Here is a 26,012-nt window from a genome sequence, read left to right as displayed (position 1 = left end):
GCGTTAAATATGCTATTTCTGACCCTAATAGATTTTGATGCTTGTCGTGAGTTCAACTCCTCAGCATTAGCGTTATCGATGATTTTAACGCTGAAAGACGACACAACTTTGCTCATGTTGTTTCTTTGGTCCCTTCATTGAACCCTCAATTAAATATAAAAACAAAATAATTATAAAAATCAATTTATTATACGCTTGATTACAGGGACCCCAGCCAACTTTTGATAGGACAGTGACCGGACAGTATCATATAAACCAGTGACTTATGATAAATGACCGGACGAAGCACTGACCTAGTTTAGACCAAAAAGGATACGCAAAAGATACGCGACTCCTTTGAAGATTAAAAAACCTCTGCTAACCCAGAGGTTTTTTTTCGCCTGTTGAGCGCCGTCATGGGGTGTCGGGGGTCGGAGGTTCAAATCCTCTCATGCCGACCAAATATCCCAAAGAAAACCAATCCGTTAGGGTTGGTTTTTTTGTTTGCAAGATCTGACTGGTGTGGCTGTGGTGTGAAACTGGTGTGAAACAATCGCTGGCTCACCAAGCAAGGACGGGATGGATAGTCACTGCCGCCAGTGATTCGGGATTGGTAGATATTCATGATCGGCGTCCCGTTGTTTTGCCTCCAAGTGCTGCTCGTGAATGGATGAACCCGGCTACTTCGCCAGAAAGAGCAAAAGAGATTGCGTTGGAAGCGTTGACGCCCGCTGAAGAGTTCGACTGGCATCCAGTGACAAAAAAAGTTGGCAATATTCGCAATAATGCTCCTGAGCTTATCAAGCCGTTGGATGCGGTATCTATTAATATTCATCAACAATAATAAAATCTAATTTGCCACTGATCAGTGGCTTGCAAAGGATTTTGTAACCATCGCTATCGAAATGATCGGCAACCTGACTTAACGAGTCGATATCATTTAAAGACTCAACCGTCCCAAGATAAAACCAATTATGAATAACATGGTATTGGGTTAATTGTGGACTAGCTTCTTTTATTGCAATACGCCCAGGATACTGCCAGCAACAGAGTTGCAGCAAAGACAACGCCTCAAACAAGCGTTGGTTATGCTCTTCTGTTGTTTCTCTTCCACAGCACGCACCTGCACACTTACGCAAACTGAAGCGAAAACAAGCCCTGTTTTTTTGCTGTTTCTCAATACCAGTCAATCCATAACAAAGCTGATGTTCATCTGCTATAGAACGCAGCCTTTCAAGTGCTGTTTTTTTGTTACTGAATAATCCATAAAGATTTGGTGTCGATGAAAAGTTGATATCCTTCGCATAAACAACCTCAACATTACCGTTGATAAATCGCAGAGAACAGAGTTGTTTAGACCGCCTTAGTCGTTTATTGAATAGCGGTTGAAGCTTTTTAATCATCTGAGCTTCGAGCAGTAAAGCCCCTAATTCCCCTGCAGTTTCAATACAACTAATCCTGGTCGTTTGCCGCAATAATTTAGCCTCATCTTTCGCTCGAAAGTGCGACATAACGCGCGAACGAATATTGATACTTTTACCGATATAGAGCGGCATTGTGTCACTCAATCCATGAAATACATAAACACCGGACTCTTTGGGCAATGTTTCAAGATGTTCCAATAAATGCTCTGGATACTGATAAATATCAGGTTCTAAATAAATGTCTCGTTCTCTCATCGTCAGCACGCTTTTACTTTCAATAGCTCATTAAAACGGGTCGTATATGCAGGGGATAACATCTCTCGCTTCATCTGCCAAGATTTCTCAATACCTTGCCCCGCAAACCACACTTTTCCCTTGCCTGATTTATTGATATCGTCCAAAACAGCCATCAGAGCTGCACTGTTGGCCTTTGGCTGGTTATCATCAAACAACCCTAATTGAGCCACACCCTGGCTGTAGAAATCCCCCAGCATAACCCCCCCCTTTTTGATAACGATAGCCATCCTTCCATATCGCATCAAGGCATCCCAATGCAGCAGCGATAATATCCCGTGAGTCCTGAGTGGGGATATGAAGCTTAGTGCTCACTATATTGCCATAGTAAGGCTCATTGAGCGCAAAAGGGCTGGTTTTGATAAAGGCTGATATATGCCTGCAATATTGATGCTCGCCGCGTAGTTTCTCAGCCGCACGCACGGCATAGCCGCAGATAGCTTCGTGCATATCCTGATAATTGGTGATCCGCTCACCAAAGGAGCGGCTACACGCAATCTGCTGCTTAGTCGGGGCGAACTCTTCCAACTCCAGGCATTGCTCGCCATTCAGTTCTCTGACCGTTCGCTCTAATAGCACATTGAAATTTTTACGCACAAACTGTGAATGAGTATCAGCCAGCTGTAATGCCGTGGTGATGCCCAGTTGATTCAGCTTTTTACCAATGCGGCGACCAATACCCCAGATGTCCTGTACAGGGGTTATTGCGAGTAGTTTACGTTGTCTAACAGGATCGGATAAATCCAACACACCACCCGTCTTACTCCACTGTTTGGCTGCATGATTTGTCAGCTTAGCCAGGTTTTTTGTTTGGGCTATCCCTACACCTACAGTGAGGCCAGTCCACTGCAATACCTGTAGTGGTCAAGCAAAACTGGCCACGGCTTTAGAGTTTTTCCAGAACAATCGCTCTGATTCATTTGGCGTCAAACCACCATTATATTGATGAGGTCTGAGCTGGCTGTAATATCCCGTTATGTCATTCGTTATCGCTGTCCTGACTTCGCTAAAATTAGCGTATCCATTATCCGGTACCCACTCCGTTTTCAGACTTCTAAAAAAACGTTCCATCGGGCTGTTATCCCAGTAATTCCCTCTGCGACACAGGTTTTGCTTTATCTGATATCGCCACAATAACTGTCTGAAATTCCTGCTGGTATAGTGGCTGCCTTGATCCGAGTGATACAGCAAATTAGCGGGCTTTCCTCGCGCTTCCCAAGCCATGGACAGCGCTTTACCTGTCAGTGCAGAGTCCGGGAAAAATGACATCGCCCAGCCAACTGGTTTACGGGAAAACAAATCAAGCACAACGGCTAAATAAGCCCAGCGTTTACCCGCCCAGATATAAGTCACATCACCGCACCAGACCTGATTAGGCTCTGTTACTGCAAACTGGCGTTCCAGATAATTGGGGATCTCTACGTGTTCCTTAGACGCCTTTTTATATCGATGACCAGGCTGCTGACAGCTGATGAGATTAAGTTCTTTCATTAGCTTTGTTGCCCGCCAGCGGCTCAGTTTTACGCCTTTGGTAGTGACCATCGCGGCAATATTACGTGCACCTGCGGAGCCATGACTTTCGCGATAGCTTTCACGAACAAGACTGAGTAATGCCACGCGTGCGGCATCAGGCTTCTTTGGCTGCCGCCAGTATTTATAGCTGCTGCGATGAACCCCAAACACGTTGCACACAACGGCAACAGGAAACCGCGTCCTGAGTTTCTCAACTAACGAGAACTGTTCAGGGAGTCTGGCATCAAGAGCGCGGTAGCCTTTTTTAATATATCTCTTTCCATTTCAACGCGTTGAAGTCTTTTCTTCAGTTCGCGTATTTCAATCTGCTCAGGTGTCATGGGTGGCGCTACGGGTGATTTCCCTCCTCGTTCTTCTTTCAACTGCCGAACCCACTTATCCATCGTGGATTTACCGACATTCATTGCCGTGGCAGCGGCGGCAACGGTGTAATGCTGATCGAGTACAAGCTGGGCAGCTTCGAGGCGAAACTCGGGGCTAAAATTGCGTTTGTTACGTCCGATCATAATGTCACCTGTTTTGACTATGAGGCGATGATATCACCTCTATTCAGGTGGCCAAATTAACTATGTCACTACACGTGACTCCGGCCCAGCCAGTTTGTAAGGTGCAATAATTGCCATAGTTAGAACCTCCCGGTAGCGTCCAATATCGTGCTACAGGGATTTTATTCGCTGAACATACAGAATTACTTCCATAAATAACTTCGATCTTTCCACCTGAACCCCAAACACCGGATTGACAAGACAGCATAACCGCTTCACCGACTTGCTTTATCTGCGCCCCTACCGTATTAGCGATAGCAACTTCTCGCTCATTTTTCATATCCTGAAATTTAATAAAAGCCATTGCAGTACCAACGCCTAAAACCAATACCAACTCTAATAAGGAAAATCTTTTTTTATATTGCTTAATCATTAATTAACAAAAATAAAAAAGAGATTAATGCCCTGACATATAAAAATTTTACATTAGCTTTAAATAAAACTTTAAATATTCAACTACTGATAGTTAGCATTTACTTATTATAAGTAGCCGTAGATATATCAAAAAAAACAACACAATAAAGATGTTATGAATAACGAATCATGATACTATACATTTATTTTATAAGTGATAATGATGGGCTTTTATTTATGTTTACAAAAAGAGAAAATTTAGAAGATAAAAAATTAGATCTTGAACATTTATCAAAAAAATTTCAATATGAAATAAAGTACCTATCCCAATACCTTTCGTTCACACAAGAGTTAGCTGATAGGAAGGGAGAAGAATTAATGGACGAGATGTACTCGGATACAGAATCAAATCCAGAGAATGAAAGTATAATCCAACAGATTTTTGAAAATGAAAGAAAATCTCTATTAAGTTATTATCACCACTCAGCTATTGTTCTTATCTACTCAGTTTTAGAAAGTATCTTGTCAGATATATGCTATGAGGTAAAATCTATTACATTGGCAAAATTTTCCCATAATGATCTATCTAGTGGAAATTTAATAAAAAAGTCAAAAGATTATCTTGAATATACTTCAGGTTTAAATTTTTCTTTAATTGAAGGCGAGTGGGGTAAAATTGGCCAATTCCAAAAGTTAAGAAATATGATAGTACATCAAAATTCAAGTTTTACAGGAAGTGTTGAATCAATAGACAACCAAAAAAAAACCATTAAAAATAACTTTCCTAAAATAGAAATATCCCTTGACGATAAGTTTTACATTCTCAGTAATGAATTAGTGATTGAGTTTATTAATTTAATTAATGCATTTATATTGAAGATATTTTCCCATATTAAATCTATTACATATCAGACAGAAGCTGACATAATAAAAACATTATCACCCACCGATGATATCCCATTCTAGAAGTTCATACCACAGCATTATTCTGGGTACAGTTCACCGGCTTAAAAACAAGTTTTAAACCGGTTCACCGTTCGGACGTGAAATAAAAAATATCAGAATTTGGATTTATTTATGATCGTGTCAAGATAGATCTGATCTTGCTCACGATAGTTTTCAATATCATTCTCATGAAAAGAGTAGATATCAAGCAGGATACCAAAAACTAATGTTTTATCTACTTGACTAATATCACATCCACGCACAAATCTACACGTATATGAAAATGTTTTGCCCCATTCACGACTTACCACCTCAATAGGCATCCCTGCCCTCTCATCTGATAATTATGGGGCCCTATAAAAATTAATAGTACCTTATCTACTGTTGCCATCAATGTTTCTGTTGTATTGTGTGGTTTTCTAGTGCTTGATGTATTGACCAGGTAACTAATTCGTGTAAGTAGCTCGAGGAAGGGATATGAAAGAATATGTAATTCCTGCAATCTTAGTCTTGGCTACTGTTATAGCTATTTCCGCAATAGCCGCGATCACAATAGCCTTGCTGGGCGATGGCATAAAAATTGGCGATATGACTTACTATCTGAGTTAGTAGACTGTATTTTTTGCGAAAACTAACCTACTGGCGGATATATGGAGATAAACAGCACCATAGTTGTTATCGTCCTCATACTTTTTGCTTTTGTGGCTGGATATATAGTGTCTGAGATGTTTGCAAGGTAATCCTCTGCTAGCCCATAGCTTAAGGAAGAGTAATGAAAGAGTATTTAATATCTTATGGCTAAGTGCAGCTTAGAAAATGAACAAGCCCCAAAATGGGGCTTGTTCATTTTCTAACTTTTCACGATATAAAACTTACAACGGATAACGCAATATTGCGTTTAGATCCCCCCCATAGGGTAGGTCTGCACTTCGCACTGCCAACACCTTACCACCTGTTCCCAAAGCTCGTTTCGCTATCTCATCAACGACACTGTGATTCCTCTCATCAACATCGAATGAAATTTTTCCTTCATCATCAATAGTGCCACTTACGTTACTATCAATATTGATCAGTAGTAGATCAATGGCACCAAAAGTGGCTGCACGCGCTGCATCAGATAAATCCTGTGTAACGCGCCGCTCACTTGCACGCATTTCAAAACGTTTTTTCAGATCACTCAATTGTGCTTGATAATAACGCTCCAATAGAGGACGTACTTGAGTAACTAATTCAGATATACCAAGGTGTTCTGCATTGCAGGAAAGAGTTTCATCGGTAAGATTAGGTAACGAGTTAGTCGAGCGATATATTGAGGCTAACGGTTCAGTGCTGACCAAAAAAAGTGGGTAATTATGGTTAGCAAATACTGGTCGCAATACGTGATCTATTTGACGTGTATATTGTGCCAATCGAACCTTATGATGAACCGCACCATGGTGATGATCATTTAATGCTGCATCTCCCATAGCATCACGTTTATGAGATGGCATGTTGGGAACTGCTACTTCTACCGCTGGCACATCGGCAAAGAACTCAATTAGGCGGGCCTGATTTTCAGACAGCGCTAATATATAAGCTGAATGAGGGAATGTGAGTGCTCGTAGTAAAGGTTTAAGATAGAAACGATCGCTGATTTCGAGCCGATTAGACAATTCATTCGCTAAACGATAAGTAAAAATATTGTTTGGCGTTGCCAGGATAGCTAAACTACGTGCGTGCAAATTCCAAAAGTCAGGGTCTTCTAATACTGAATAAAGTTCTTCTTCCAACAGTGCAAGGCGGCGTTTGTCTAAACCTTTATCAGCAGCCTGCAATAACGCCTCTTTAATAAAGTTACCTAACTGAATTTTACTGGCATCTAACTTTTGACGTTGTGGTGATGTTTCAAGGTAAATAGAAATGCAAACATCAGAACGGATATCAGATAAACGGGAGAATTCTTCACAGCCTGGAATATCAACGTGTAGCATAGACTACCTCGCAAATGTACAGTGAATTATGCAATATGATTTTATTCAACTCACATAACGGGAATAGCAATCTTGTATTAGCACAGAGATACTACCCACACCGTTAATGTGGTGTTTTTAGTATAGTTATTTTCCTTTTACACATAGAGAAATAAGTCCTACATTCCATTGTTAATTAGATAATTAAAGAATACTCCTCGACATAATAAACTAAGCGAAACGTATTAAGAAAAATGAAAAACTGACTAGGATAGTTTGGTGACTCAAAACTCTGTCTGTTCTTCGAATTTTAGTTGAAAATTAATTATCAAAATCGCACGAAATTTATATCTTTATCCCCATAAAGATAACGGCTATCGTTGTTGCAGCTCGTGAATGGATGGAGCAGGATACCTCACCAGAAAGAGCAAAAGAGATTGCTTTGGAAGCGTTGACGACAGCAGAGGAATTTAGCTGGCATCCAGTGATAAAAAGTTGGCAAGATTGGTCCTGAACTTATCAAGCGGTTAGATGCGGTATCTGTTGATTTTCATCGATAATAATAAATCTAATTATCCACCGTTCACTAGCTTGCAAAGGATTTTATAACCATCGCTCTCGAAATGGTGGGCAACCTGGCTCAACGCGTCGTTGTCATTTAAAAACTCAACCGTCAATAGAAAATTTTCAAGGGCAGTTAATCAATAAGGACAATAGCGCATGCAAATTCCCACGCTTCAAACAGAACATCTGCTACTGAAACCATTAGTTGCCGAAGATGCTCTGCAGATTCAGCAGCTCTATCCACGTTGGGAAATTGTTCGTTATATGGTTTCATCGGTACCTTGGCCTTATCCCGATAATGGCGCTGAAAATTACGTTAATAACGTTGCGCTGCCTGATATGGCGAAAGGAATTGCCTGGTTCTGGACTATCAGAAATCGAGAGGCGCCTGACGCACTCATGGGCTTAATCTGTCTGTACGACGTTGAAGATAACAACCGCGGATTTTGGATGGCGCCGGAATATCAGGGGCAAGGCTTTATGCGCGAGGCGAGTATTGCGGCTACGAATTACTGGTTTAATACATTGAATAAGCTAGTGTTGCGTGCGCCTAAAGCAGCCATTAATTACCGTTCTCAGCGTATCTCAGCCAGTAGCGGCATGCGGCTTATCAGGACTGAAAAGAAAGAGTATGTCAGTGGTCTGCTAGATTCAGAGCTGTGGGAAATTACTCGTGACGAGTGGAATGCCAGTCAGATCAGCTGATATTAGTCATGGAAGGTCCGCTCCTCGCAGTGAGTTCAACGGGCGGTGTGAACACTGCATGAGTCGATAGTACGCTTCTCAGCAGGGAAAAAACTTCCCTGTGGAGAGTCATCCTGATGGCTTGGCAGAAGCACATAAAAGTTTATCAAAGTTAGCTGAGGAGCTTTCGGAAAAGTGCGATTAGTGACTGTCCATTGTCGCCAAGTGGCATGAAAAACTCCTTATCTGTTTTTTCTACGACCAGAACTGCCCGTTTAGCAAGAATCTTGCCTGTTTCTGACACCACAATAACTTTGGAACGGGTATCTTCTGGATGTGGGGATCGTTGAATATATCCTGATTTTTCGAGTGCTCGAACTACCTGAGAAATCGTCATTGTATCGCTGCCCGTTAGCTGTGACAGTCGCGCTTGCGTCAGTGACTCTTTTTCCTGGAACCAACTGGCGACTGCCAGAACAACGAATTGCGTATGAGTCAGCCCCAAGGGTTGCAGGGCATTTCGTTGCTCACGTTGCCAGCTATTAGACACTCTCCACAATAAAAATCCCGGGCTGTCGTCCGGCCCTTCAAAATGGCTTGGAAGAGATTTGTGGCTTTTAAATGGCATATATATTAACCCTTTTATTAGGCAAGATATTTTGCCAATCCAGCCATAACGTCCGGAAAGTCCGAGCTAATGCCCTCTCCGAGAGCCTGGGCATCCGGCCCCTGTGTGCTGATTGCGTAGATAAGCTTACACTGACCTGTACCTAATGCTTCAATGCGGTGCTCCACTCTGACCAGGGTCTCACAAATCAGGGTCTCATCAATAAAATGTTTTTCTTCAGATACATCGATGAGCCGACTACGGATAATGTCCCCATCAGGTAACTCCATCGAAAACCATGTTCCCCCGAGAAACGGCCCCTCCAGCTTTATCGATTTAACTCCAGGATTCCATTGTTTCCACGTGGATGTGTCGATAAACGCCTGCCATATATTTTTAGACGTGCTCCGGACGTCAAGTTCATAGGACTTATTCCAATGGTTCTCTTTGCTCATAATTATCTCCAGTCACAAATACATGTGCACTTATAATATTCACACTTACAATATCATGAGCATTATCGTTGTCAAATAGAAGTAAACATCTGGGATATGTTGACCGCGACTCGATGTTCAAAACACCGTGAAACAGTAATGACTTTATCACTTCCGCTTCTCGCTTATGGCCGACACAGTCATAACTTAGCGCTGGCTTTGTGCCAAAAGAGGACGTTGCTGAATTTATAAAATATATATAACGGATGGTCTGGAAGGTGATTTTAAAAAGAGAAAATGTATAAATCTTGAATACAATATTTGAAGAAAATTTCGTTATATCTCATAAACCCAATTCTTTTCAACACATTGATACTATTGACTATAACTAATAGTCCTAAGACTTTATAAATGCAATGACTTTAATGAAACAGGACGAAAAATTCATTTTTTAAGCCCGATTTTTGGCTTTAGACAAGCGGTCAGAATGACGTTCACTAGCTACACTTCTGATTAAGTATCCAGCGTGAAATAGCATTGAGTGCTCCAGGTGAATAAGCATATTCCCCGAACAACAGAAACGCGCCCTGCTTCCAAAGAGGAAACTCAGAGGGGAGTTGATAGTCAAACCACTTGCTACGCAGCAGCCCGTGAGTAGCACTTGGTATCAACCTTAGACAATGGGGGGTATTAGCGGGTAATGTTCTTGCCCATACAGCTAGTGTTTCATTAGGATCCGCATTTCGATCATTTTCTCCCATAATTATTAACACAGGTGTATGCATCTCTGAGATATCTTTTGTCGAATCTGCAAGAGAGTTCCTACGTTCGAAGTCCTGTCGCGTACAGCGAGATAAGCATGGGCGCGAAGCCGTTTCTTCCGTGAATTGCCTGTCAAAAATCGCTGCTTCAAGTTTTTTAGCATTCTGAATATCAACAGCAGTACGCCCCTCAAGTTTAAGCCGTTGCCCCGTGTAATATACCCCCTGATTTCTCCAGTTTATTGCAGCACCGATCAATACAACAAACTCGGGTGTCGCCAGTTGGCTTACATGTGGAACTACCCAGCCAGCCTGCGAAAAACCAAGATATCCTGAACGGCTTTTTTCCAGTTCAGGTACTTGTTTTAGTTTTTGTAACGCCAGAGCTGCCTCTTCTGCACGATCGGTCATTGTCTGTTCCAGCCAGTTACCTGAACTTGCTCCCACGCCGGGTTTATCCCATGAAAATACGGCTATTCCTCGTGCAACAAGGAACTTAACCATCGGGATATATCCATCCTCTGACCAGCGATTCTGAGCACCATCACCATGAATTATAAGTACAACCGGCGGATTCAATGTGTCAGAAGGAAGAATCAACGTACCTTGCAAAATATCATTATTGTGTTGAAAGACGATATTTCGCTGTTTCCCATAGCCTGAAAGGTCAAAATCAAATAAACGAATGAAGAAAATAATAGTCAAAATTATTGCGAATATAAAAAAAGAGATAATATTTTTCATCAGTAAATCACCAACCTAAATAGACTCAAAAGCACCCTTGCTTTTATTAGTCATTCCCTTATTAGTAGGATCGCACTCTAAGCTAATAGGAACTCAAACTATCAAATTTATTGAAAATAGCCATGAATCCTCCATGCCACAAGTTAAGCACCGCTTCTCGCTCATAGTTATCAGGGCCCACCCTGTGGGCTGGTTAGTAATACAAGCGGAAATTTTTATAAGTTTCAGTATGTAAAATGCTAGGACATTCTTCTGATCGGAGATGCAGAAACTTTGTCCATCTTATAGAATTTCAACAACCTCAAACTCTTCTGCGGTCAGCTCCATATCAACAGAAAAATAACCTTCACGAGTAAAAAATCGCTGATGTTCTTTCTGCCAGTACTCAAGGCTCAAATCACCTTCACCTTCCTTTCGGGCAAACTCGTCGGTAACATCACAAAAACGCACCAGTCGCATTGAAACCAATCTGATAACGCATACTGGTACATTCTGGCCATCAAGGATGATGTTATAACTCCCAATTCTGGGTGGGTATTCTTCTTGCTGATAAGATGCAAAAGAGCCGCATGAGGCTGTTTTAATTCCTTTTTTAATAAGGCCTGCAAGTTCGTTGGCCAGTTCTGGGCTATCACCAATTTGCCAAGCATTCGCGCTGGGATACTTCACCTTTAATTCATCAACTGCACACATTAAAAACCCTTCTTAATCATATATAAAAAGAAATCTCATACATGTTTTGAGCATGAATTGCCCGAACATTTACATTGATGCTTTCATATTACTATCTTAGTCAGCTTTTCGCTCATAGCTGACACAGTTATAACTTATGTGCCAAAAGCTGACATTTATCGAAGTAGTGAGTAATAATGCAGTGAGGCCATCAATGAGTTATCAATATTAATCCTGTTAAAGCTTCTAAGGTATATTCTTCGCAGACCGGGGCGATTAAATGAAGTGGATCTCAGCCTAGAGACCGCAGCCTCAGTTTGAGACTGTTTTAGCAGAGCGTACAAAGTGATGTTAGTTTAAATAGACTTAGACCCTGACAATAAAAAAGGAGAGAACGTGCGGGCAGGAATGAAAGAAAAAATTATCAGAACTTGTGAGGCAAAAATCGTGGCAAAGGGCAGTAATGTAGGTCTTTCGTTCTATGCTTTTTTTGCCAATAAAAATGATGACCCAGAGCTTCTGATGGAGGTGGCGCATTGGTGGATCATGGAGATGAGATTGGATCATTTTGAAAAGGCTGAAAAGATAAAATCTCTCGTTTTAGCCATGTAAGAAACTAGTCAAACGTTCACAGCCGAAGGGCACTTTGTACCCGCCGCTAACAAACCAGCATTAGCGTTGATGGGGCCATCAGCGCCACATATTTTATCCGGTTACAGCAATGCGCTGAACGACTAAAATTATATTTTGTACCCTGTTTTTGCTTTCGCTTTCATTTCCTGAATCTCAAACTGTTATCTACTACAGAATTGTGGGTATTTTGTCTCTATCACCCTATCGCTTCTAGCCGCTTTGGCACATTCAAGAGTGGAATTAATAAGTACAGTATGGAGTGATCAGATATAAAAATTTTACCGAATTATGATTCTTGCTATTCATCATGTAATCTTCTGACCGGCCTTACTATCGCATGCATATCGCTTTCTTGTTCAATGCCAATATGGGCAAAAAATGTGTCGGGGTTAGCACTGATCTGACAATGATTAGAGCCTTAACTGTTTATTTCATCACCTAGCGCCCAGTAAATATTTACTCAAGCATGAATAATAAGAGACTTTATGAATAACACTCATAACCCTCCTAACCCCGCAGAATCGAATAACGAATTGCGAGTGTGGCAGGTTTTAAAATCACCAAAACTTATGACCCGCGAATGTCTCGCCGGTGTTGTGACAGCGTTAGCACTGGTACCGGAAGTTATCTCATTTTCAGTCATTGCAGGGGTCGATCCTAAAGTGAGTTTGATCGCCTCCATCGTCCTTTGTTTCACGCTTTCCATCCTTGGAGGCCGCCCAGCAATGGTATCCGCTGCGGCGGGTTCGGTTGCTTTGGTGATAGGCCCGATGGTTCACGCACACGGCGTCGAATACATATTACCAGCGGTAATTTTGGCTGGGATAGTTCAAATCTTTTTCGGCCTAACAGGCCTGTCGCGCATGATGCGCTATATCCCTCGTTCGGTCATGATAGGTTTCGTTAATGCGCTCGGTATTCTGATATTTTTTGCTCAGGTACCGCACATATGGGGCCAGTCAAGTCTGGTATGGGTTATGTTTGTCATTACCCTTATCATTGTTTTACTGCTCCCGCGTATATTCAAAAGCGTACCCTCACCACTAATAGCCATCATCGTTGTTACTGTGGTAGCTATTCTGATGGGCTATAGATTGCCCAATGTGGGCGACGAAGGAGCAATGAGTGCCGATTTGCCCGGCTTCACTCAATTACTTGTTCCACTCAACTGGCAAACCTTCCAAATAGTATGGCCCACCGCGTTAAGTGTCGCTTTCGTCGGTCTGATGGAGTCTTTGTTAACAGCGAAGTTGGTCGATGACATTACCGATACACAATCCAGTAAACGCCGGGAATCCTGGGGACTGGGTGTTGGCAACATTCTCGCAGGTTTCTATGGGGGTATCGCGGGTTGTGCAATGATTGGTCAAACTATCGTCAATGTGGAATTAGGTAAAGCACGTAGCCGAGTATCCACCGTGGCGGCTGCCGTGGTGTTACTGGTATTGGTTACTGGTCTAAGCAAATTGCTGGCACAAATCCCAATGGTCGTACTAGCAGGTATAATGATGGTTGTCGCGGTGAAAACCGTTAACTGGCACAGCCTGCAACCGGCCACACTTAAACGAATGCCGTGGTCTGAAACACTGGTGATGGTGTTAACCGTTCTGGTTACAGTTTGGACCAGCAATCTTGCGTTGGGCGTACTGGCAGGTGTTATTGTCGCCATGATCCTATTTGCTCGCCGCATCGCGCATGTGATTTATGCAGAACGAATTCTGAGTGACGATGGTAAAAGTGTACGTTATACCGTGCGCGGCCCCTTATTTTTTGCCAGCAGTAATGACTTGTTCGAGCACTTCGACTATGCGAACGATCCTAAGCGAATCGTCATCGACCTTACACATGCGCAGATTTGGGATGCCTCCACGGTAGCCGCGCTGGATGGCATCGAATATCGCTATCAAAGATATGGTGCAGAAGTCATTATTGAAGGATTAGATACACGCAGCAGTGATTTTCATAACCGCCTCAGCGGAAATTTGAGGTAACGATATTGACCACAGCAGCCCAGCTTGATGGTGGGCTGCATTTAACTACAGACAATAGTTCTCAACAATCCAAATACGACCCTAATCTATAGCCAAGCTGTTCAATAGATTGCTTTAATACTGGCGACGTTAATACTTCCAACTCAGTAAGTCGTGGATAGCAGTAACCGCTGGTCATCAGAATTTTGTCGACAAAGGCCGGGTGACACATCACCTCAATGGTATTAATTCCATGTTGATCCGCTGTTGCTAGCAACTGCAAAAATGACTGTTCTGTCAGGTTCTCGCCATAAAATCCGGCATCAAACCATTCGGTGCTACGGGGATTATTCAGTACCAGACCCTGCTGTTGCGCCTCATACCGATCGATACGCAATGGTAGTGATTTTTCGTGGGCAAAAGCTTCAATCAACGGATAAATCTGAGGCAACATATGAACATGATGATGGCTATCAATATGAGTTGGTGGGCGGCCAAACACAGCGACGAATTTGTTAAATTGCGCAGTCAATTCTTGGGCAATTTCATCCAAATCTAACTCACCCGCTTCGGCCCGCGCCCATAGCCATTTACCCAGTTCACCCTTGGCATCCATCAATGAAGGCATGGTAGTTAAGGGCCGACCGTAAGTCAGAACAAAATGCATACCGACTGGTAATGCAAGGTTTTGCTTGCTCAGTTCCGCCGCATGATAAATATCTGCACAATTCATCATTGCAGTGGTTGATGAAACAATACCATGCCGAAATGCGTCAATAATCCCGTAATTTTGGCCTTTGCATAGACCAAAATCATCAGCATTAACAATTAGTAACTTTTCCATTGAGGGTGCCTTATCGGTCTATTCCGGGAGACAATATCAAACCGGAAACTAATCGGATAATCCGTCTCTGACGCAGTTAAATTTCTTGCGGTAATTTCCCGGCGTAAAAGAGGTCAATTTCTTGAAATTTTTGATAAATAAAGTGGTATCACTGTATCCCGCTTCGAAAGCAATATCGGAAACAAAGTAATTGGTCATTTCGAGCTGAGTTTTGGCAAAATTGATTCTGATTTCATTAATAATCTGCATTGGCGTTTTCTGATAATAACGCCGAGTAGCACGAGTCAGGTATTCTTGAGTTTTTCCCGAAAGCGCAATCATGTTTACCAATGCTTTCTCACCAAACATCGATTTATCATGCATTTTGTCGATACTGTTTTTTAACCACTGCGGTATGTCATCGTTAGTTTCAGTCTCTTTATAATGGCTGATACGGTTAGTCACATAGAATGTCAGCAGTTCGATCAATTCAGTCAGCTCATCTTCCCTAAAATGTGGCGCAGAAATAGCTGATTCAATATAAGAAAGAAAATCACCTTTCAGGCGATAAGCCTGCGAAGCCACAATAGGCCGGGAGAGTAAATGGGAATAGTGCTCTTCAAAGAAAGACTTTCTGATCCCAACATTTAATATTCGCGTGGCACCAAAATCATAGAAACTTTGATGATGAGAACCCATGGGGATAAAAACAAAATCGCCACGTTCTAAAAAAACGCGCTTACCATTAATTTCCTGATAACACATGCCGGTTAATATCAGGGTATATTCATAATAATCATGTTGGTGTAAGCCTGTCGCGCTCTCCGTTTTGTTATAAATAAACAGATGGAATTCTTTTCCGTTAAAAAAGTCTTTTTCACGTACTAATCTGACTTCCATCTTATTTACCTTCACTCTCTTATTTTAAACACGAACAGCCGACTGTATCGATTAACCTATTTTCTGATGTAATTCAATGAGTTCAGAAATTAACTCTCGGGCTAACATCGCATTCATCAAGTGATCCTGGGCATGCACTAATACCAGCGTAACTCGGGTTTTCCCCTCACCTTGATCGGCTTCAATAAGCTGAGTTTGTACCAGATGCGCTTCATTCAATGCCTTGCGCGATTGTGCCATCAGCTCTTCTGCTTGGGTAAAATCACCTGTTTTGGCATGTTTCAATGCTTTATAGGCTAAACTCCGGGCTTGCCCTGCGTTGATAATCAACCCCATGACCACATCTTCCAGTTCATCAGTAGGTTGCACATCATCAACGATTTTATCTAAATCAAACATACTGTTGCTACTCCGTAAATTAAAGCCGTTAATTAAAGCCGTTTTGCCTTGCAACATCCGCAAACCAATAACCACTTTTCTTTATGACTCTCGATTGATCTGCGATATTCAATCGCACTAATCCATAACGATTTTTATAAGCATTAAGCCAAGACCAGCAATCAATAAAAGTCCACAGATGATAGCCTTTACAATTACAGCCCTCTTGCAAGGCTCTATGTAACCATTTTAGATGCTCGCGAATAAACTCAATGCGATATTCATCCTCAACTCGGCCAGATGGGGGGATAAATTGCTCTTCGCCCTCAACACCCATGCCATTCTCAGAGATATAGCAGGGAATATTGCCATAATTCTGTTTCAGGTCTGTCAGAATGTCATACAGCCCTTTTTCATAAATTTCCCAGCCACGATGCGGATTAACTTTCCGTCCCGGCATCTCATAAAAGCTGAACAAATCTTCTGGCGTTTTCACCTGCCCCTGAGGGGTTGGAATATCTTTCGCCTTGACCCTTCTTGGCTGGTAATAATTAACGCCTAATAAATCAACCACGCCATTAGCGATAAGTTGGCAATCGCCGGGTTCGATAATGGGTAGCAAGTCATGCTCACGCAATAATACAATCAGCTCGTCAGGGTAAGTGCCTTTAGTGACAGGATCGAGAAAGCTACGATTAAGTAGCAGATCGGCGCGATTTGCGGCTACATTATCGGGAATGCTATCAGAGCGAGGATACGTTGGAGTGAGGTTCAAAATGATGCCAATATCACCTCCCTGGTTAAGTTCCCGATAATTTTTAACGGCTCTAGCGTGAGCTAAGACACTATGGTAGGCCACAGTTACTGCACGGTTAAAATTTACCACACAAGGATAATGTAAGTCGTTCAGATAGCCAGCTTCGACCGGTACAACTGGCTCGTTAAAGGTAAACCAGTGTTTTACTCGGTCACCAAACAAGGTAAAGCAGATTTTGGCATAGCGAGCATAAGCATCAACCACCGCGCGGCTTTCCCAGCCTCCTTGCTCTTGCATGCACAATGGCATATCAAAATGGTAAAGGTTGATAAACGGCGTAATGCCATTTGCCAGTAAGGTGTCAATAACCGCGTTATAAAAGGTGACGGCTTTAGGATTAAGCTCGCCGTCACCGGTTGGGATCAGTCTCGACCATGAAATCGATGTCCTGAAAGTGTTATGACCTAATGCTTTTAACAGCAAAATATCCTGCTGATAATTATCGTAAAAGGTGGAGGTGTTTTCCGGGCCAACTTGGCCATGAAAACGTTCTGGTGCAATGTCATACCAATAGTCAAAGATATTCTGGCTTTTACCATCCCGCAATGACGCCCCTTCAGATTGGGTTGCAGAAGTGGCACTACCCCACCAAAAATTCTCGGGAAATTGATATTTCATTCCAGCCTCCAACCTCATACGTTAAATGGGTTTCATCATTAGAATTTCAAGCTATCAGCTATTTCTTCTTCGCTTTGAACTTCACTGTCTATCGCGTTTTGTGCTTTATTCGCAATAATCACAAAGGGTAGATAAATCATTGTGGCAATACCAAGGTTGAACAAACTTAATAGCATCGCCGCAATACTGCCGTTGGTGTTAAAGAAAGCCCCCAATCCGACAGGCATGGTCCAGGGTGCAATATTGGTGATTGGCGGAATAAACCCGGTGTAATACGCAATAGAAGTGATGATGGCTAATACCGGTTGAACCAGGATAAACGGAATAAAGAACAGCGGGTTCATAATAACCGGTAAACCAAACAGAATCGGTTCGTTAATCTGGAAAATACTGGCTGGAGCGCCCAGTTTTGCCACCTGACGATAATCTTCACGGCGAGAACCAATAAAGATAGCAATAACCAGCCCCAGTGTTGCCCCGGTTCCGCCGAGGAAGATATAGGAATCAACAAAAGGTTTGGCCCACATATGGAATTCTTTGCCAGCAGCCAAGGCCGCAGCAACAGAGCCATATTGGGTATATGTCGCCACGTTTTCCAATGCAAATGGCATCATAATGCCACTTTCCAATGCAGATAATGCCATCGCACCGTGTATCCCGAAGAACCACAACAGTGAAGAGCACATCACATACACCCAACCTACAACACTGCCCATCTTAGACAGCGGAGCTGAAATGGTGTCCATAATGATCTGGTGGAAGTTGGTGCCATGTAATCCAAGGGCATAAGCAATCACCCCCATGATGGATAGAATGATAAAACCAGGTATCAATGCAGAGAAAGAACGGGAGACTGAAGTTGGGACACTGTCTGGCAGGCGGATAACCCAGTTACGGCGCACGATGAAGGCGAAGACCTCTGCCACTACCAAGCCAATAATAATACCGGATATAATATTTGCGCCACCTAGCCAGTTAGCACCTACTGCATAGGCATCGCCAACACTGTATGGGGTCACGGTCATAAAGGCAGCAATCGCCAGCAGTGCTGAAGCCAGCGGATCGACTCTTTTCTCTTCAGCCAGAGCCATACTGATAAAGAATGGCGTCATTAACGACATGATACCGAGAGTACCGTTGTAAACGTTGCCGCCTATCGCTTTAAAACCATTGAGCGTGGTGATGGTATCGGCGTCCAGCCGGACACCCATCGAGAAAAAGAATGACCCTTCACCAAAACTCAAGAAAACATTATTGATAAGTACAAACATAGCACCCGTCAGGGTCAGCGGCATCAGCCGAATAAACCCATTCTTGATGGCATTAATATGTTGCTGTTTGCCAATTTTAATGGCGAAGGGCAATATGGCCCTTTCCAGAGAATTAATAAATGCGCTCACAGTGCTCCCCTTATTGTTTTGCTTTTTTTATTGCGGCAACAGCAGCTTTTAATACCCCTAAACCATCGACTTTGCCGTACAGGATAGAATCAATCACTTCGACGGGTTTGTTCGGGAACATTTTTGTGACTTCTGGCAACATATAAGCAATCTGTGGCCCTAAGAGGATCACATCGGCTTCAATCCCATGCTGCGCAGCCAGCGCTTCCGGGTAAGCATTAATAATCACTGGCACTTCATACTTCTCTGCTTGTACTTTCATTTTGGAAACCAGTAATGAGGTAGACATACCGGCAGAACAAAAGAGATAAATTTTTTTCTTTTCCATACCCAACACCTTTTGATGTTCAAAAGACACAAGTTATTTATATGCCAGTGCAATGGTGAATTCCCTTTACCTGTACTTTATCGTGCCCCTTGCCCAGCCCCATTGTTTCTGGTTGTCGGCAGTATACGGAGTTGACAGCCAATCCAGTAATTCAAACATAGCAATAATCGTCTTAGATTGACTTCTCACATTGATAGCCTTCACATTTCTCAGTTATTACAATGTGATGGTTATCGCAAAATGATTATTTTTTTGCTCGGCGAATTAAGTTTAATTCATTTTTATTTCATATAGTTAGTTATTATTAGCTGATTTAGGAACAGCGAGACACGACGATAAAATCGAGTGAAATCGATAAAAGAATAAATTAGGAAATCTTATTGGTTTGATAATCGTTTCATCCAAACTTTCTTACTTTTTCAGTGGGTTCAGCGCAACAGCTTTATTCGTGAAGCGAAGAGCATAGCCGCCATTCCCCTCCCTATACGAACAATATACAGTCCATGAGGGCAAAAATAGCCGATTCCAACTTAATACTCTAAAGTTAACAGGTGCTTGCCTATTTATGGAGTGACGAATGACGTTATTAGAAAATAAAATACCATCCTCTCGGCTGCATTTTCAGCGATTAAAATTACTCTTGCTGAGTATATTTTTCTCCGTATCTGCTATCGCCACTCCAACTCCCACAGTGACGGTAACTGAGCTACAGGATGGGTTGGAACACCCTTGGTCACTAGCATTTCTGCCGCATAATGGGGTGATTTTGATCACCGAACGTTCAGGGCAACTTCGGTTATGGCAACAAGGAAAACCACTGTCAGCCCCCTTAAAAGGCGTGCCTGCGGTGTATGCTAAGGGGCAAGGTGGCTTATTGGAAGTCGCCTTATCACCTAAATTTGCCCAAGACAGGCGCATCTACCTCAGTTTTGCTGAAGAGGGAAAGGATGGAAAAGCCGGTACTGCGGTGGGCTATGGTCGCCTTAATCCGCAAGGTACAGCTGTAGAAAACTTCACGGTATTCTTCCGTCAACAACCTAAATTATCAACCGGTAACCATTTTGGTGGCAAACTAGCTTTTGATAAGAAAGGAGACCTTTTTATCACTTTAGGTGAGAATAATCAGCGCCTGACCGCTCAGGATCTGAGCTTGCACCAGGGTAAAATTGTGCGTCTAACCCCAGATGGTAAGGTACCGAAAGATAATCCCTTCGCCAATCAGTCACCGGCAAGACCCGAAGTTTGGTCTTATGGCCACCGTAATCCACAAGGGTTGGCGCTTAATCCTTGGAGTGGCGTGATGTGGTCCAATGAACATGGGCCAAAAGGCGGCGATGAAATAAACATCCTAATAGCGGGAAAAAACTACGGTTGGCCACTGGCAACACATGGGATGAACTATTCGGGTTTGCCGATCCCTGAAGCGAAAGGTACTCATGTAGATGGGACTGAACAGCCCGCCTATTACTGGGAAAAATCTCCAGGTATCAGTGGGATGGCATTTTATAATGCCGATCGATTCCCTGCCTGGCAGCACTCGCTGTTTATCGGCGCATTAGCGCAAAAAGAGTTAATTCGTTTACAACTGGATGGCGATAAAGTTATTGGGGAGGAGCGCCTGTTGGGTGATCGCGGCGAAAGAATCCGCGATGTGCGCATCGGGCCTGACGGCTATATTTATCTGTTGACAGACGAGAGCGACGGTAAGCTACTCAAAGTCGGTCTTGTCGCAAACAAATAACCCACCAATAGTGAAAAATCTCCCAGGTAAAAGTGTGTCACTCAGAACCCGACGCATTGCCACGATCCGCCAGATAGTTCGGTAATCGTTGATGAAGCTATACTTCAGTCGGGCTCTCTTGCAAAGTATCGCGCTGCTTTTTTCAGTATGTCCCGCCGTTCCTCCGTGCGTTTAAGCTGTGTTTTTAGTTTTAAGATCTCAGTTCTGGCCTCGATCAGGTCGCTTACCTGTCGTTCACTGTTATCCGGCTTGATACTTCGCAGCCATTTATAAATGGCTATGCGCAGAAACGCCAGGACGCCGGAAACTTCAGCAACAGCGTAGCCACGCTCAGTGATCTGACGGGCGGCCTATTCCTTAAATTCAGGTGAGAAATCGTGGTGTGCCCATAGACTCCTCTTATGCTCAAAATATAGGGCAGAATTGTCTGCCGGCACAGAGGCATTCCAGGCCGCCTGATAAACCGCCCAACTTTATGGGAGCAGTTCAAAGATGTGGCTTAAAACCACCAATTATTCTCACTAATTTTTTAGTTGTTCCTTAAATTTTCTTTAACAAAATACTTTCCACTGTCAAATTTGATATGCCATTCCAATATGTTCTAAATTCCATTAAGTTTTTCTTCTTATTATGTATTTGAAAATTAAATTTTAGCTCCTTTTTTTTATCATTAGTCCCATATATTGGCGTTAACATAATTTGTGTTCCTGATATAATATCGAGGATATCAAACGAGCCAATTGGTACTGAAGTCATTCCAGAGCTCTGATATATTATTACAAGCTCATAATCCCCTTTATTTAGAGGAACATAAGGACCATAATTAATAAAACCAGGGCTATCTATATTTTGCGTTGCGAAACGAGTTGAATCTGATATTTTCCCAGTTTGAGACGGTAAGTCATTGGCCAAAAAAATGATTTCATTAGGATGCGATTTTTTGGATAAACCTGACAATAATATAAGGGCAAAAAAGAAAACAGTTAAAATAGATGCATAATTGTAAACATTTTTGCGCATAAACCCTATAAATAAAAAAGCACAAGTCAGAATAAACCAGGCATAGTTAGGCACACATCCAAATGCCCATTCCGAATTATATAGCATGGGTAGCCAAGAATGAATCGGATAATAGAATATTGAATAGGAATCAAACCATGCCCCACTGCCCTTATTGTACAGAACAGCACCATTAATTGCATAATGGTAAAAAAAGTATAGCTGCAATAATAGGCTTCCAGATATAATCAGATAAAATATTTTCTCTCTACTTCCCCCTAATTTAAGTAATCCATAAATTGTAGGAATAATAAATACTACTGCAGCAGTCCATCCAAAACGCCCTGAAAAACTATAACCCCCGTACCAATTTGGATGAAGGGCGTTAGGTACTATTAAAGATAAGAAAACCAGCCCCCAAACTAATGTAAATGTGCGGTTAGACTTGTACATCCAGCCAATAGCAAGAATACCGATAAAATTAACGGGGTTCTGAAATAAAAAACCTTGGTTTTGATCAAGGTAAAGACCAACCAGAACCATTAGGCTCGTTTTACTTATTTGAAGTGCGCCCGATTGGTACGGCCCTGAAATTTGCCCGAAAGCATAATAATTATAAAATGCCAATACTATGAACGATACAGCAGAAATTACAAATATACTGATAATTCTGTGAGCGTCTTTTGATTCTAAATATATTTTAGCTGAAATCACTAAAATAAGTAGTATGCTAGTTGCAGCAAATTTTATCTGGAGCCATGGTAAAAATACAATGACGCCAGATAATAAAAGCTCTTGAATTTTTGTACGTTTTTTATGTGCAGTGAAGAACCAATAAAGACCAACAAGTGCTATCAAACCAGCTAATATATCTGGATATATCTGATTCGACGCAGGAATGAAAGGAAGAGATATTGTAGTCGCAGTTATTGTCCAGAATATTTTACTTTCACTTTTTGAAAGTAAAATAGAAAACTTCCATCCAAAATATATGACCAAGGCACTGCAAAATATCATAAATATTTTGGCACCAATAATCCCTCCAAGCATAAATGGAATCGAGATCAATAATGGAAGCCCTATATTATGGACATTAAACAATCCATGTGGACCAGCGATGGCATGGGTATTAGTTGGCGATGGTTCTGCATCATTCGGTGCTAGACCAGGTTTAAATATTGCCCTTGTTTCAAACTCTTCCTTATACGGTTTGGTTTGCTCTAGTGAGGCATGTTTTATTATGCCACTAGCCATCACTAAATAATGAGGCTCATCCCCCGTAATTCCATTTATTTCTTTTTTATCCCAAACTGTAAGCGTCACTAAAGAAAATACACTGAAAATTAATAAAATTAAAGCAATGGAATATTTTTGCACTTTTAGATATCCATCTTGTTAAAGATAAAGGAGGGTAAATGCCGAATTATCATCATAATTAATCGCCATTTCCCAGGTGTATAGATAACCGTTTTCCCCGCCTTAATACCGTCAACAATCTGCTTCGCTACACTTTCTACTGCCGCAAGTTTAGCGCCTTGAACTGCCAGATGGGCTGTCATAGGTGTATCGGTTGGTCCAGGGTTCACTAACACAATATTCACTGCCGTGCCAGCAAAACGGTGTTGTAATCCTTGTGCATAACGCGCAACCAGACCTTTTGCCGCACCGTAGACATAATTTGATTTACGGCCCCGTTCGCCAGCAACTGAGCCGATTAAGGCTAATGTGCCATGATTGGCTTTGGCCATATATTTGGCAAAGGCCTCGGCATAGAGCACAGGAGAAACACCGTTAATTTCAATAGCGTCTCGGCAAGTTTGTAAATCATTCTGGCATTCGGTTTGCTCCGGCAATGAGCCATGCGCAATTAGAATAATATCTATCTCACCTTGCGAAACAATGCCATCGACTATCGCTTGGATAGCTGCAGGATCCAAGAATTCTGCCTGTACAATTCGGATGTCAGATTGTGGGCTACGAATCTTGAGATCAGTGGCTACCCGCTCAATGCGTTGCTCATCACGGCCAAGCAGTGTCAGATCCGCTGGCTGGCTCTGTATCCATAATCTAGCACAATGTTCGGCGATAGCCGAAGTAGCACCAACAATGATGATTCTTTTCTTATTATTCACTTTAGCTTCCCATCAAACGGCGTGAAAGTTCGGAGCTGATGCCCGGATCACGGAATTTCTGAAACTCTGCCAATAGCGGGTAACCCGCTTCAAAAAGGTCTCTAGGCATGCGCGCATCTTTAGCCAAATATATTCGTCCACCAGCCTCACGCACAATCGCATCCAAGCGCTCAAAAAGCTTATGAGTACGTGCCCCGTGATTAGGAAAATCTAACGCCAGGGTTACACCGGGCTGGGGAAAGCTCAGCATACCAACCGACTGGCGATGACCAAATGTTTTAAGTATAGCAAGAAAAGAACCATCACCCGAACGAGCTATTTCTTTCAACATAGCCTGAACTGCATCTTTACCTACCTCACGAGGGACTACACTTTGGTACTGGTAAAACCCCTTAGGCCCATACATCCGATTCCATTCGAGTAGATTATCCAAAGGGTAGAAGAATGGTTCGTAATGAACAATAGCTCGCCCAGCCTGCCACTTTTTGAGCGTGTAATAAGCTGTATTGAAAGAACGTAATGACAATTGATTGACCAAAGAAACTGGCGGCACAATAGGCATGGTCAATTTACGACCTTTCGGCTCTGGCCGGTGTCCTATATCTGCTGGATTACCGCGCATAAATAACCCTCGCCCACCTCCACCTGAAATACAGTCAATCCAAGATACCGTATGTTCCCACTGAGTTTCAGAGTCATCAGAAAGACGGAAAAACTCATCCAGATTAGCAAAAGGGGCAGTCTCGGTATCCAGCCATGGGCCTTGGACACGACGTAATTGGATCTCAGCTTGAATAATCACACCGGTCAACCCTATACCACCAACAGTTGCTGCAAACCATTCGGGAAAGTTCTGAGGGCCGCAACAAATAATTTCGCCATCGGTACGTGCCAGCGTAATGCTCTGGACATGATCCCCAAAGGATCCTTGTACATGATGGCTCTTGCCATGAACATCGTTGGCAATAGCCCCTCCAACAGTTACCATCTGGGTACCTGGAGTTACCGGAAGAATCCAGCCACGAGGAATGGTCAAACGTTGAATATCACGGAGTAATACACCCGCTTCACAGATAAGACGACCGCTAACTTCATCAAATGCTATCAAATGGTCCAAACCCGTTGTCATCCAAAGCACCCCCTCTGGATTCAAACAAACATCTCCGTAGCTGCGCCCCATTCCATAAGCCAACCCTGGATAAGGCCCGCTCATGATTTGGTTACTGACTTTATTTGGATCATTCAGGCTGATAATATTATGCGGGTGGGCGTTGAGACGCCCCCAAGAGGATACTGGTCTCATACGATCTCCATACGGAATACGTAGCGTTTATCGAGTTGATATTTGGTTAAATACCCGATGGCCAAGCCGATGATGCCGCCCACATAGCGCATCTCCTTGGCGTCGAAAAAGTAGTAGAAAGAGAATTCAAATCCCCAAAAAAGCAATGTAGTAACCAAACCCATAACAGTATAGAGCGCGAAAGTTTGAGTGTCATGAGCGACACTGCGAGCATTAAACCGGAAAATATAGCGCTTATCGAGAATATACTTGATAATAAGACCAACCCCAGTACCAATAATAACTGACGCTAATATACTAAATTTTCCACTATATATGCGGACAATAAGATCCTGCACACCAATGTTTACTGCCGTTGCTATTAATGCGAAGATGGCATAATTAAAGGCAAGTTTCCTAGAAGAAAACATTTTGATAATTTTACCTGAGGCTAAAAATAGTAAATGGATGATACCATGAAGGTACGCTCACCTCTAGTTCA

General features: G+C 42.5%; 25 protein-coding genes and 2 pseudogenes. 7 read left to right on the top strand and 20 right to left on the bottom strand.

All coding sequences use genetic code 11. The features are described from left to right. Positions 1–523 precede the first annotated feature (523 nt). On the top strand, positions 524–823 hold the full coding sequence (locus tag ACF3VQ_RS05145) for an SOS response-associated peptidase family protein (RefSeq protein WP_392433677.1): 300 nt from the start codon (positions 524–526) through the stop codon (positions 821–823). Here the strand turns inward: ACF3VQ_RS05145 and cho are convergent. The 4 genes and pseudogenes from cho to ACF3VQ_RS05125 all read right to left on the bottom strand — a co-directional run bounded on the left by cho (position 804) and on the right by ACF3VQ_RS05125 (position 4,148). Further along, positions 804–1,658 carry an excinuclease Cho gene (gene cho / locus ACF3VQ_RS05140; RefSeq protein ID WP_392433676.1) on the bottom strand — a complete coding sequence of 285 codons (855 nt, stop codon included), beginning with the start codon at positions 1,656–1,658 and terminating at the stop codon, positions 804–806. The two genes, ACF3VQ_RS05145 and cho, sit on opposite strands and share 20 nt — an antisense overlap. A gap of 2 nt (positions 1,659–1,660) precedes the next feature. Continuing rightward, positions 1,661–2,552: pseudogene (gene umuC, locus ACF3VQ_RS05135) on the bottom strand (translesion error-prone DNA polymerase V subunit UmuC); the annotation flags it as partial. A gap of 9 nt (positions 2,553–2,561) precedes the next feature. Continuing rightward, positions 2,562–3,736, bottom strand: a protein-coding gene (locus tag ACF3VQ_RS05130) for an IS3 family transposase (RefSeq protein WP_392433675.1) whose coding sequence is annotated in 2 segments (ribosomal slippage) — positions 2,562–3,469 and positions 3,469–3,736 — 1,176 coding nt in all. Because the reading frame shifts where the segments join, the coding sequence is not laid out codon by codon here. Between the two features lie 43 nt (positions 3,737–3,779). Beyond that, complete coding sequence (locus tag ACF3VQ_RS05125) at positions 3,780–4,148, bottom strand: hypothetical protein (RefSeq protein WP_392433674.1); 369 nt, start codon at positions 4,146–4,148, stop codon at positions 3,780–3,782. Between the two features lie 218 nt (positions 4,149–4,366). Between ACF3VQ_RS05125 and ACF3VQ_RS05120 the strand changes: the two genes are divergently transcribed. After that, positions 4,367–5,095 carry a hypothetical protein gene (locus ACF3VQ_RS05120; protein ID WP_392433673.1) on the top strand — a complete coding sequence of 243 codons (729 nt, stop codon included), beginning with the start codon at positions 4,367–4,369 and terminating at the stop codon, positions 5,093–5,095. Positions 5,096–5,551: 456 nt separating this feature from the next. Continuing rightward, complete coding sequence (locus tag ACF3VQ_RS05115) at positions 5,552–5,683, top strand: hypothetical protein (RefSeq protein WP_392433672.1); 132 nt, start codon at positions 5,552–5,554, stop codon at positions 5,681–5,683. A 263-nt stretch (positions 5,684–5,946) separates the two neighbouring features. Here ACF3VQ_RS05115 and ACF3VQ_RS05110 read toward each other — a convergent pair whose 3' ends face one another. Then, entirely contained in the window at positions 5,947–7,044 is a 1,098-nt protein-coding gene (locus ACF3VQ_RS05110) for a hypothetical protein (RefSeq protein WP_392433671.1), read from the bottom strand. 699 nt (positions 7,045–7,743) lie between these two features. Here ACF3VQ_RS05110 and ACF3VQ_RS05105 point away from each other — a divergent pair. Beyond that, the gene (locus tag ACF3VQ_RS05105) at positions 7,744–8,292 is read left to right on the top strand and encodes a GNAT family N-acetyltransferase (protein WP_392433670.1); all 549 of its coding nucleotides are present in this window, start codon (positions 7,744–7,746) and stop codon (positions 8,290–8,292) included. Between the two features lie 151 nt (positions 8,293–8,443). Here ACF3VQ_RS05105 and ACF3VQ_RS05100 read toward each other — a convergent pair whose 3' ends face one another. The 4 genes from ACF3VQ_RS05100 to ACF3VQ_RS05085 form a co-directional block, all read right to left on the bottom strand. Further along, a complete protein-coding gene (locus tag ACF3VQ_RS05100; RefSeq protein WP_392433669.1) occupies positions 8,444–8,899 on the bottom strand; it encodes a MarR family winged helix-turn-helix transcriptional regulator in 456 nt (151 codons plus the stop codon). 17 nt (positions 8,900–8,916) lie between these two features. Continuing rightward, the gene (locus ACF3VQ_RS05095; protein ID WP_392433668.1) at positions 8,917–9,333 is read right to left on the bottom strand and encodes a polyketide cyclase; all 417 of its coding nucleotides are present in this window, start codon (positions 9,331–9,333) and stop codon (positions 8,917–8,919) included. 476 nt (positions 9,334–9,809) lie between these two features. Beyond that, on the bottom strand, positions 9,810–10,817 hold the full coding sequence (locus tag ACF3VQ_RS05090) for an alpha/beta hydrolase family protein (RefSeq protein WP_392433667.1): 1,008 nt from the start codon (positions 10,815–10,817) through the stop codon (positions 9,810–9,812). 282 nt (positions 10,818–11,099) lie between these two features. Further along, positions 11,100–11,510, bottom strand: coding sequence for an ASCH domain-containing protein (locus ACF3VQ_RS05085; protein ID WP_392433666.1), 411 nt, complete (start codon positions 11,508–11,510; stop codon positions 11,100–11,102). A 375-nt stretch (positions 11,511–11,885) separates the two neighbouring features. On the opposite strand from ACF3VQ_RS05085, the gene ACF3VQ_RS05080 reads away from it, so the two are divergent. Continuing rightward, complete coding sequence (locus ACF3VQ_RS05080; protein WP_392433665.1) at positions 11,886–12,101, top strand: DUF6500 family protein; 216 nt, start codon at positions 11,886–11,888, stop codon at positions 12,099–12,101. A gap of 506 nt (positions 12,102–12,607) precedes the next feature. Further along, positions 12,608–14,113, top strand: a complete 1,506-nt coding sequence (locus ACF3VQ_RS05075; protein ID WP_392433664.1) for a SulP family inorganic anion transporter — start codon at positions 12,608–12,610, stop codon at positions 14,111–14,113. A gap of 61 nt (positions 14,114–14,174) precedes the next feature. Here ACF3VQ_RS05075 and chbG read toward each other — a convergent pair whose 3' ends face one another. The 6 genes from chbG to ACF3VQ_RS05045 are packed head-to-tail and all read right to left on the bottom strand — an operon-like array spanning position 14,175 to position 19,356. Next, a complete protein-coding gene (chbG, locus tag ACF3VQ_RS05070; protein ID WP_392433663.1) occupies positions 14,175–14,936 on the bottom strand; it encodes a chitin disaccharide deacetylase in 762 nt (253 codons plus the stop codon). Between the two features lie 48 nt (positions 14,937–14,984). Beyond that, complete coding sequence (chbR, locus tag ACF3VQ_RS05065; RefSeq protein WP_392433662.1) at positions 14,985–15,815, bottom strand: transcriptional regulator ChbR; 831 nt, start codon at positions 15,813–15,815, stop codon at positions 14,985–14,987. A gap of 51 nt (positions 15,816–15,866) precedes the next feature. Further along, positions 15,867–16,214 (bottom strand): PTS N,N'-diacetylchitobiose transporter subunit IIA, encoded by a 348-nt coding sequence (chbA, locus tag ACF3VQ_RS05060; RefSeq protein ID WP_392433661.1) that lies wholly within the window; start codon positions 16,212–16,214, stop codon positions 15,867–15,869. A 28-nt stretch (positions 16,215–16,242) separates the two neighbouring features. After that, a complete protein-coding gene (locus tag ACF3VQ_RS05055) occupies positions 16,243–17,628 on the bottom strand; it encodes a glycoside hydrolase family 1 protein (RefSeq protein ID WP_392433660.1) in 1,386 nt (461 codons plus the stop codon). A 38-nt stretch (positions 17,629–17,666) separates the two neighbouring features. Beyond that, positions 17,667–19,028 carry a PTS N,N'-diacetylchitobiose transporter subunit IIC gene (gene chbC, locus ACF3VQ_RS05050; protein ID WP_005172943.1) on the bottom strand — a complete coding sequence of 454 codons (1,362 nt, stop codon included), beginning with the start codon at positions 19,026–19,028 and terminating at the stop codon, positions 17,667–17,669. A 10-nt stretch (positions 19,029–19,038) separates the two neighbouring features. Beyond that, complete coding sequence (locus tag ACF3VQ_RS05045; RefSeq protein ID WP_005166429.1) at positions 19,039–19,356, bottom strand: PTS sugar transporter subunit IIB; 318 nt, start codon at positions 19,354–19,356, stop codon at positions 19,039–19,041. Between the two features lie 577 nt (positions 19,357–19,933). Between ACF3VQ_RS05045 and ACF3VQ_RS05040 the strand changes: the two genes are divergently transcribed. Next, on the top strand, positions 19,934–21,097 hold the full coding sequence (locus tag ACF3VQ_RS05040) for a PQQ-dependent sugar dehydrogenase (protein ID WP_392433659.1): 1,164 nt from the start codon (positions 19,934–19,936) through the stop codon (positions 21,095–21,097). A 42-nt stretch (positions 21,098–21,139) separates the two neighbouring features. Here ACF3VQ_RS05040 and ACF3VQ_RS05035 read toward each other — a convergent pair. From ACF3VQ_RS05035 to ACF3VQ_RS05015, 5 genes and pseudogenes are all read right to left on the bottom strand, one after another. Beyond that, positions 21,140–21,487: pseudogene (locus tag ACF3VQ_RS05035) on the bottom strand (transposase); the annotation flags it as partial. A gap of 150 nt (positions 21,488–21,637) precedes the next feature. Beyond that, the gene (locus tag ACF3VQ_RS05030) at positions 21,638–23,473 is read right to left on the bottom strand and encodes a hypothetical protein (RefSeq protein ID WP_392433658.1); all 1,836 of its coding nucleotides are present in this window, start codon (positions 23,471–23,473) and stop codon (positions 21,638–21,640) included. Between the two features lie 2 nt (positions 23,474–23,475). Further along, positions 23,476–24,228 (bottom strand): SDR family NAD(P)-dependent oxidoreductase, encoded by a 753-nt coding sequence (locus tag ACF3VQ_RS05025; RefSeq protein WP_392433657.1) that lies wholly within the window; start codon positions 24,226–24,228, stop codon positions 23,476–23,478. A gap of 1 nt (position 24,229) precedes the next feature. Continuing rightward, positions 24,230–25,531, bottom strand: a complete 1,302-nt coding sequence (locus ACF3VQ_RS05020; protein ID WP_392433656.1) for an FAD-dependent oxidoreductase — start codon at positions 25,529–25,531, stop codon at positions 24,230–24,232. After that, complete coding sequence (locus ACF3VQ_RS05015; protein ID WP_392433655.1) at positions 25,528–25,941, bottom strand: GtrA family protein; 414 nt, start codon at positions 25,939–25,941, stop codon at positions 25,528–25,530. Before ACF3VQ_RS05015 ends, ACF3VQ_RS05020 begins: the two co-directional genes overlap by 4 nt. Positions 25,942–26,012: the final 71 nt, after the last annotated feature.

The organism is Yersinia fenwicki (assembly GCF_043099325.1).
Taxonomy (GTDB): domain Bacteria; phylum Pseudomonadota; class Gammaproteobacteria; order Enterobacterales; family Enterobacteriaceae; genus Yersinia.
The sequence above is the reverse complement of the archived record's forward strand: the minus strand, read 5'-3'. Positions and strand labels throughout refer to the sequence as shown.

Bases quoted from the DNA above. Each gene is read 5' to 3' on its own strand.
- cho (WP_392433676.1), bottom strand. From the start codon at position 1,658: ATGAGAGAACGAGACATTTATTTAGAACCTGATATTTATCAGTATCCA.
- ACF3VQ_RS05125 (WP_392433674.1), bottom strand. From the start codon at position 4,148: ATGATTAAGCAATATAAAAAAAGATTTTCCTTATTAGAGTTGGTATTG.
- ACF3VQ_RS05120 (WP_392433673.1), top strand. From the start codon at position 4,367: ATGTTTACAAAAAGAGAAAATTTAGAAGATAAAAAATTAGATCTTGAA.
- ACF3VQ_RS05115 (WP_392433672.1), top strand. From the start codon at position 5,552: ATGAAAGAATATGTAATTCCTGCAATCTTAGTCTTGGCTACTGTTATA.
- ACF3VQ_RS05110 (WP_392433671.1), bottom strand. From the start codon at position 7,044: ATGCTACACGTTGATATTCCAGGCTGTGAAGAATTCTCCCGTTTATCT.
- ACF3VQ_RS05105 (WP_392433670.1), top strand. From the start codon at position 7,744: ATGCAAATTCCCACGCTTCAAACAGAACATCTGCTACTGAAACCATTA.
- ACF3VQ_RS05100 (WP_392433669.1), bottom strand. From the start codon at position 8,899: ATGCCATTTAAAAGCCACAAATCTCTTCCAAGCCATTTTGAAGGGCCG.
- ACF3VQ_RS05095 (WP_392433668.1), bottom strand. From the start codon at position 9,333: ATGAGCAAAGAGAACCATTGGAATAAGTCCTATGAACTTGACGTCCGG.
- ACF3VQ_RS05090 (WP_392433667.1), bottom strand. From the start codon at position 10,817: ATGAAAAATATTATCTCTTTTTTTATATTCGCAATAATTTTGACTATT.
- ACF3VQ_RS05085 (WP_392433666.1), bottom strand. From the start codon at position 11,510: ATGTGTGCAGTTGATGAATTAAAGGTGAAGTATCCCAGCGCGAATGCT.
- ACF3VQ_RS05075 (WP_392433664.1), top strand. From the start codon at position 12,608: ATGAATAACACTCATAACCCTCCTAACCCCGCAGAATCGAATAACGAA.
- chbG (WP_392433663.1), bottom strand. From the start codon at position 14,936: ATGGAAAAGTTACTAATTGTTAATGCTGATGATTTTGGTCTATGCAAA.
- chbR (WP_392433662.1), bottom strand. From the start codon at position 15,815: ATGGAAGTCAGATTAGTACGTGAAAAAGACTTTTTTAACGGAAAAGAA.
- chbA (WP_392433661.1), bottom strand. From the start codon at position 16,214: ATGTTTGATTTAGATAAAATCGTTGATGATGTGCAACCTACTGATGAA.
- ACF3VQ_RS05055 (WP_392433660.1), bottom strand. From the start codon at position 17,628: ATGAAATATCAATTTCCCGAGAATTTTTGGTGGGGTAGTGCCACTTCT.
- ACF3VQ_RS05045 (WP_005166429.1), bottom strand. From the start codon at position 19,356: ATGGAAAAGAAAAAAATTTATCTCTTTTGTTCTGCCGGTATGTCTACC.
- ACF3VQ_RS05040 (WP_392433659.1), top strand. From the start codon at position 19,934: ATGACGTTATTAGAAAATAAAATACCATCCTCTCGGCTGCATTTTCAG.
- ACF3VQ_RS05020 (WP_392433656.1), bottom strand. From the start codon at position 25,531: ATGAGACCAGTATCCTCTTGGGGGCGTCTCAACGCCCACCCGCATAAT.
- ACF3VQ_RS05015 (WP_392433655.1), bottom strand. From the start codon at position 25,941: ATGTTTTCTTCTAGGAAACTTGCCTTTAATTATGCCATCTTCGCATTA.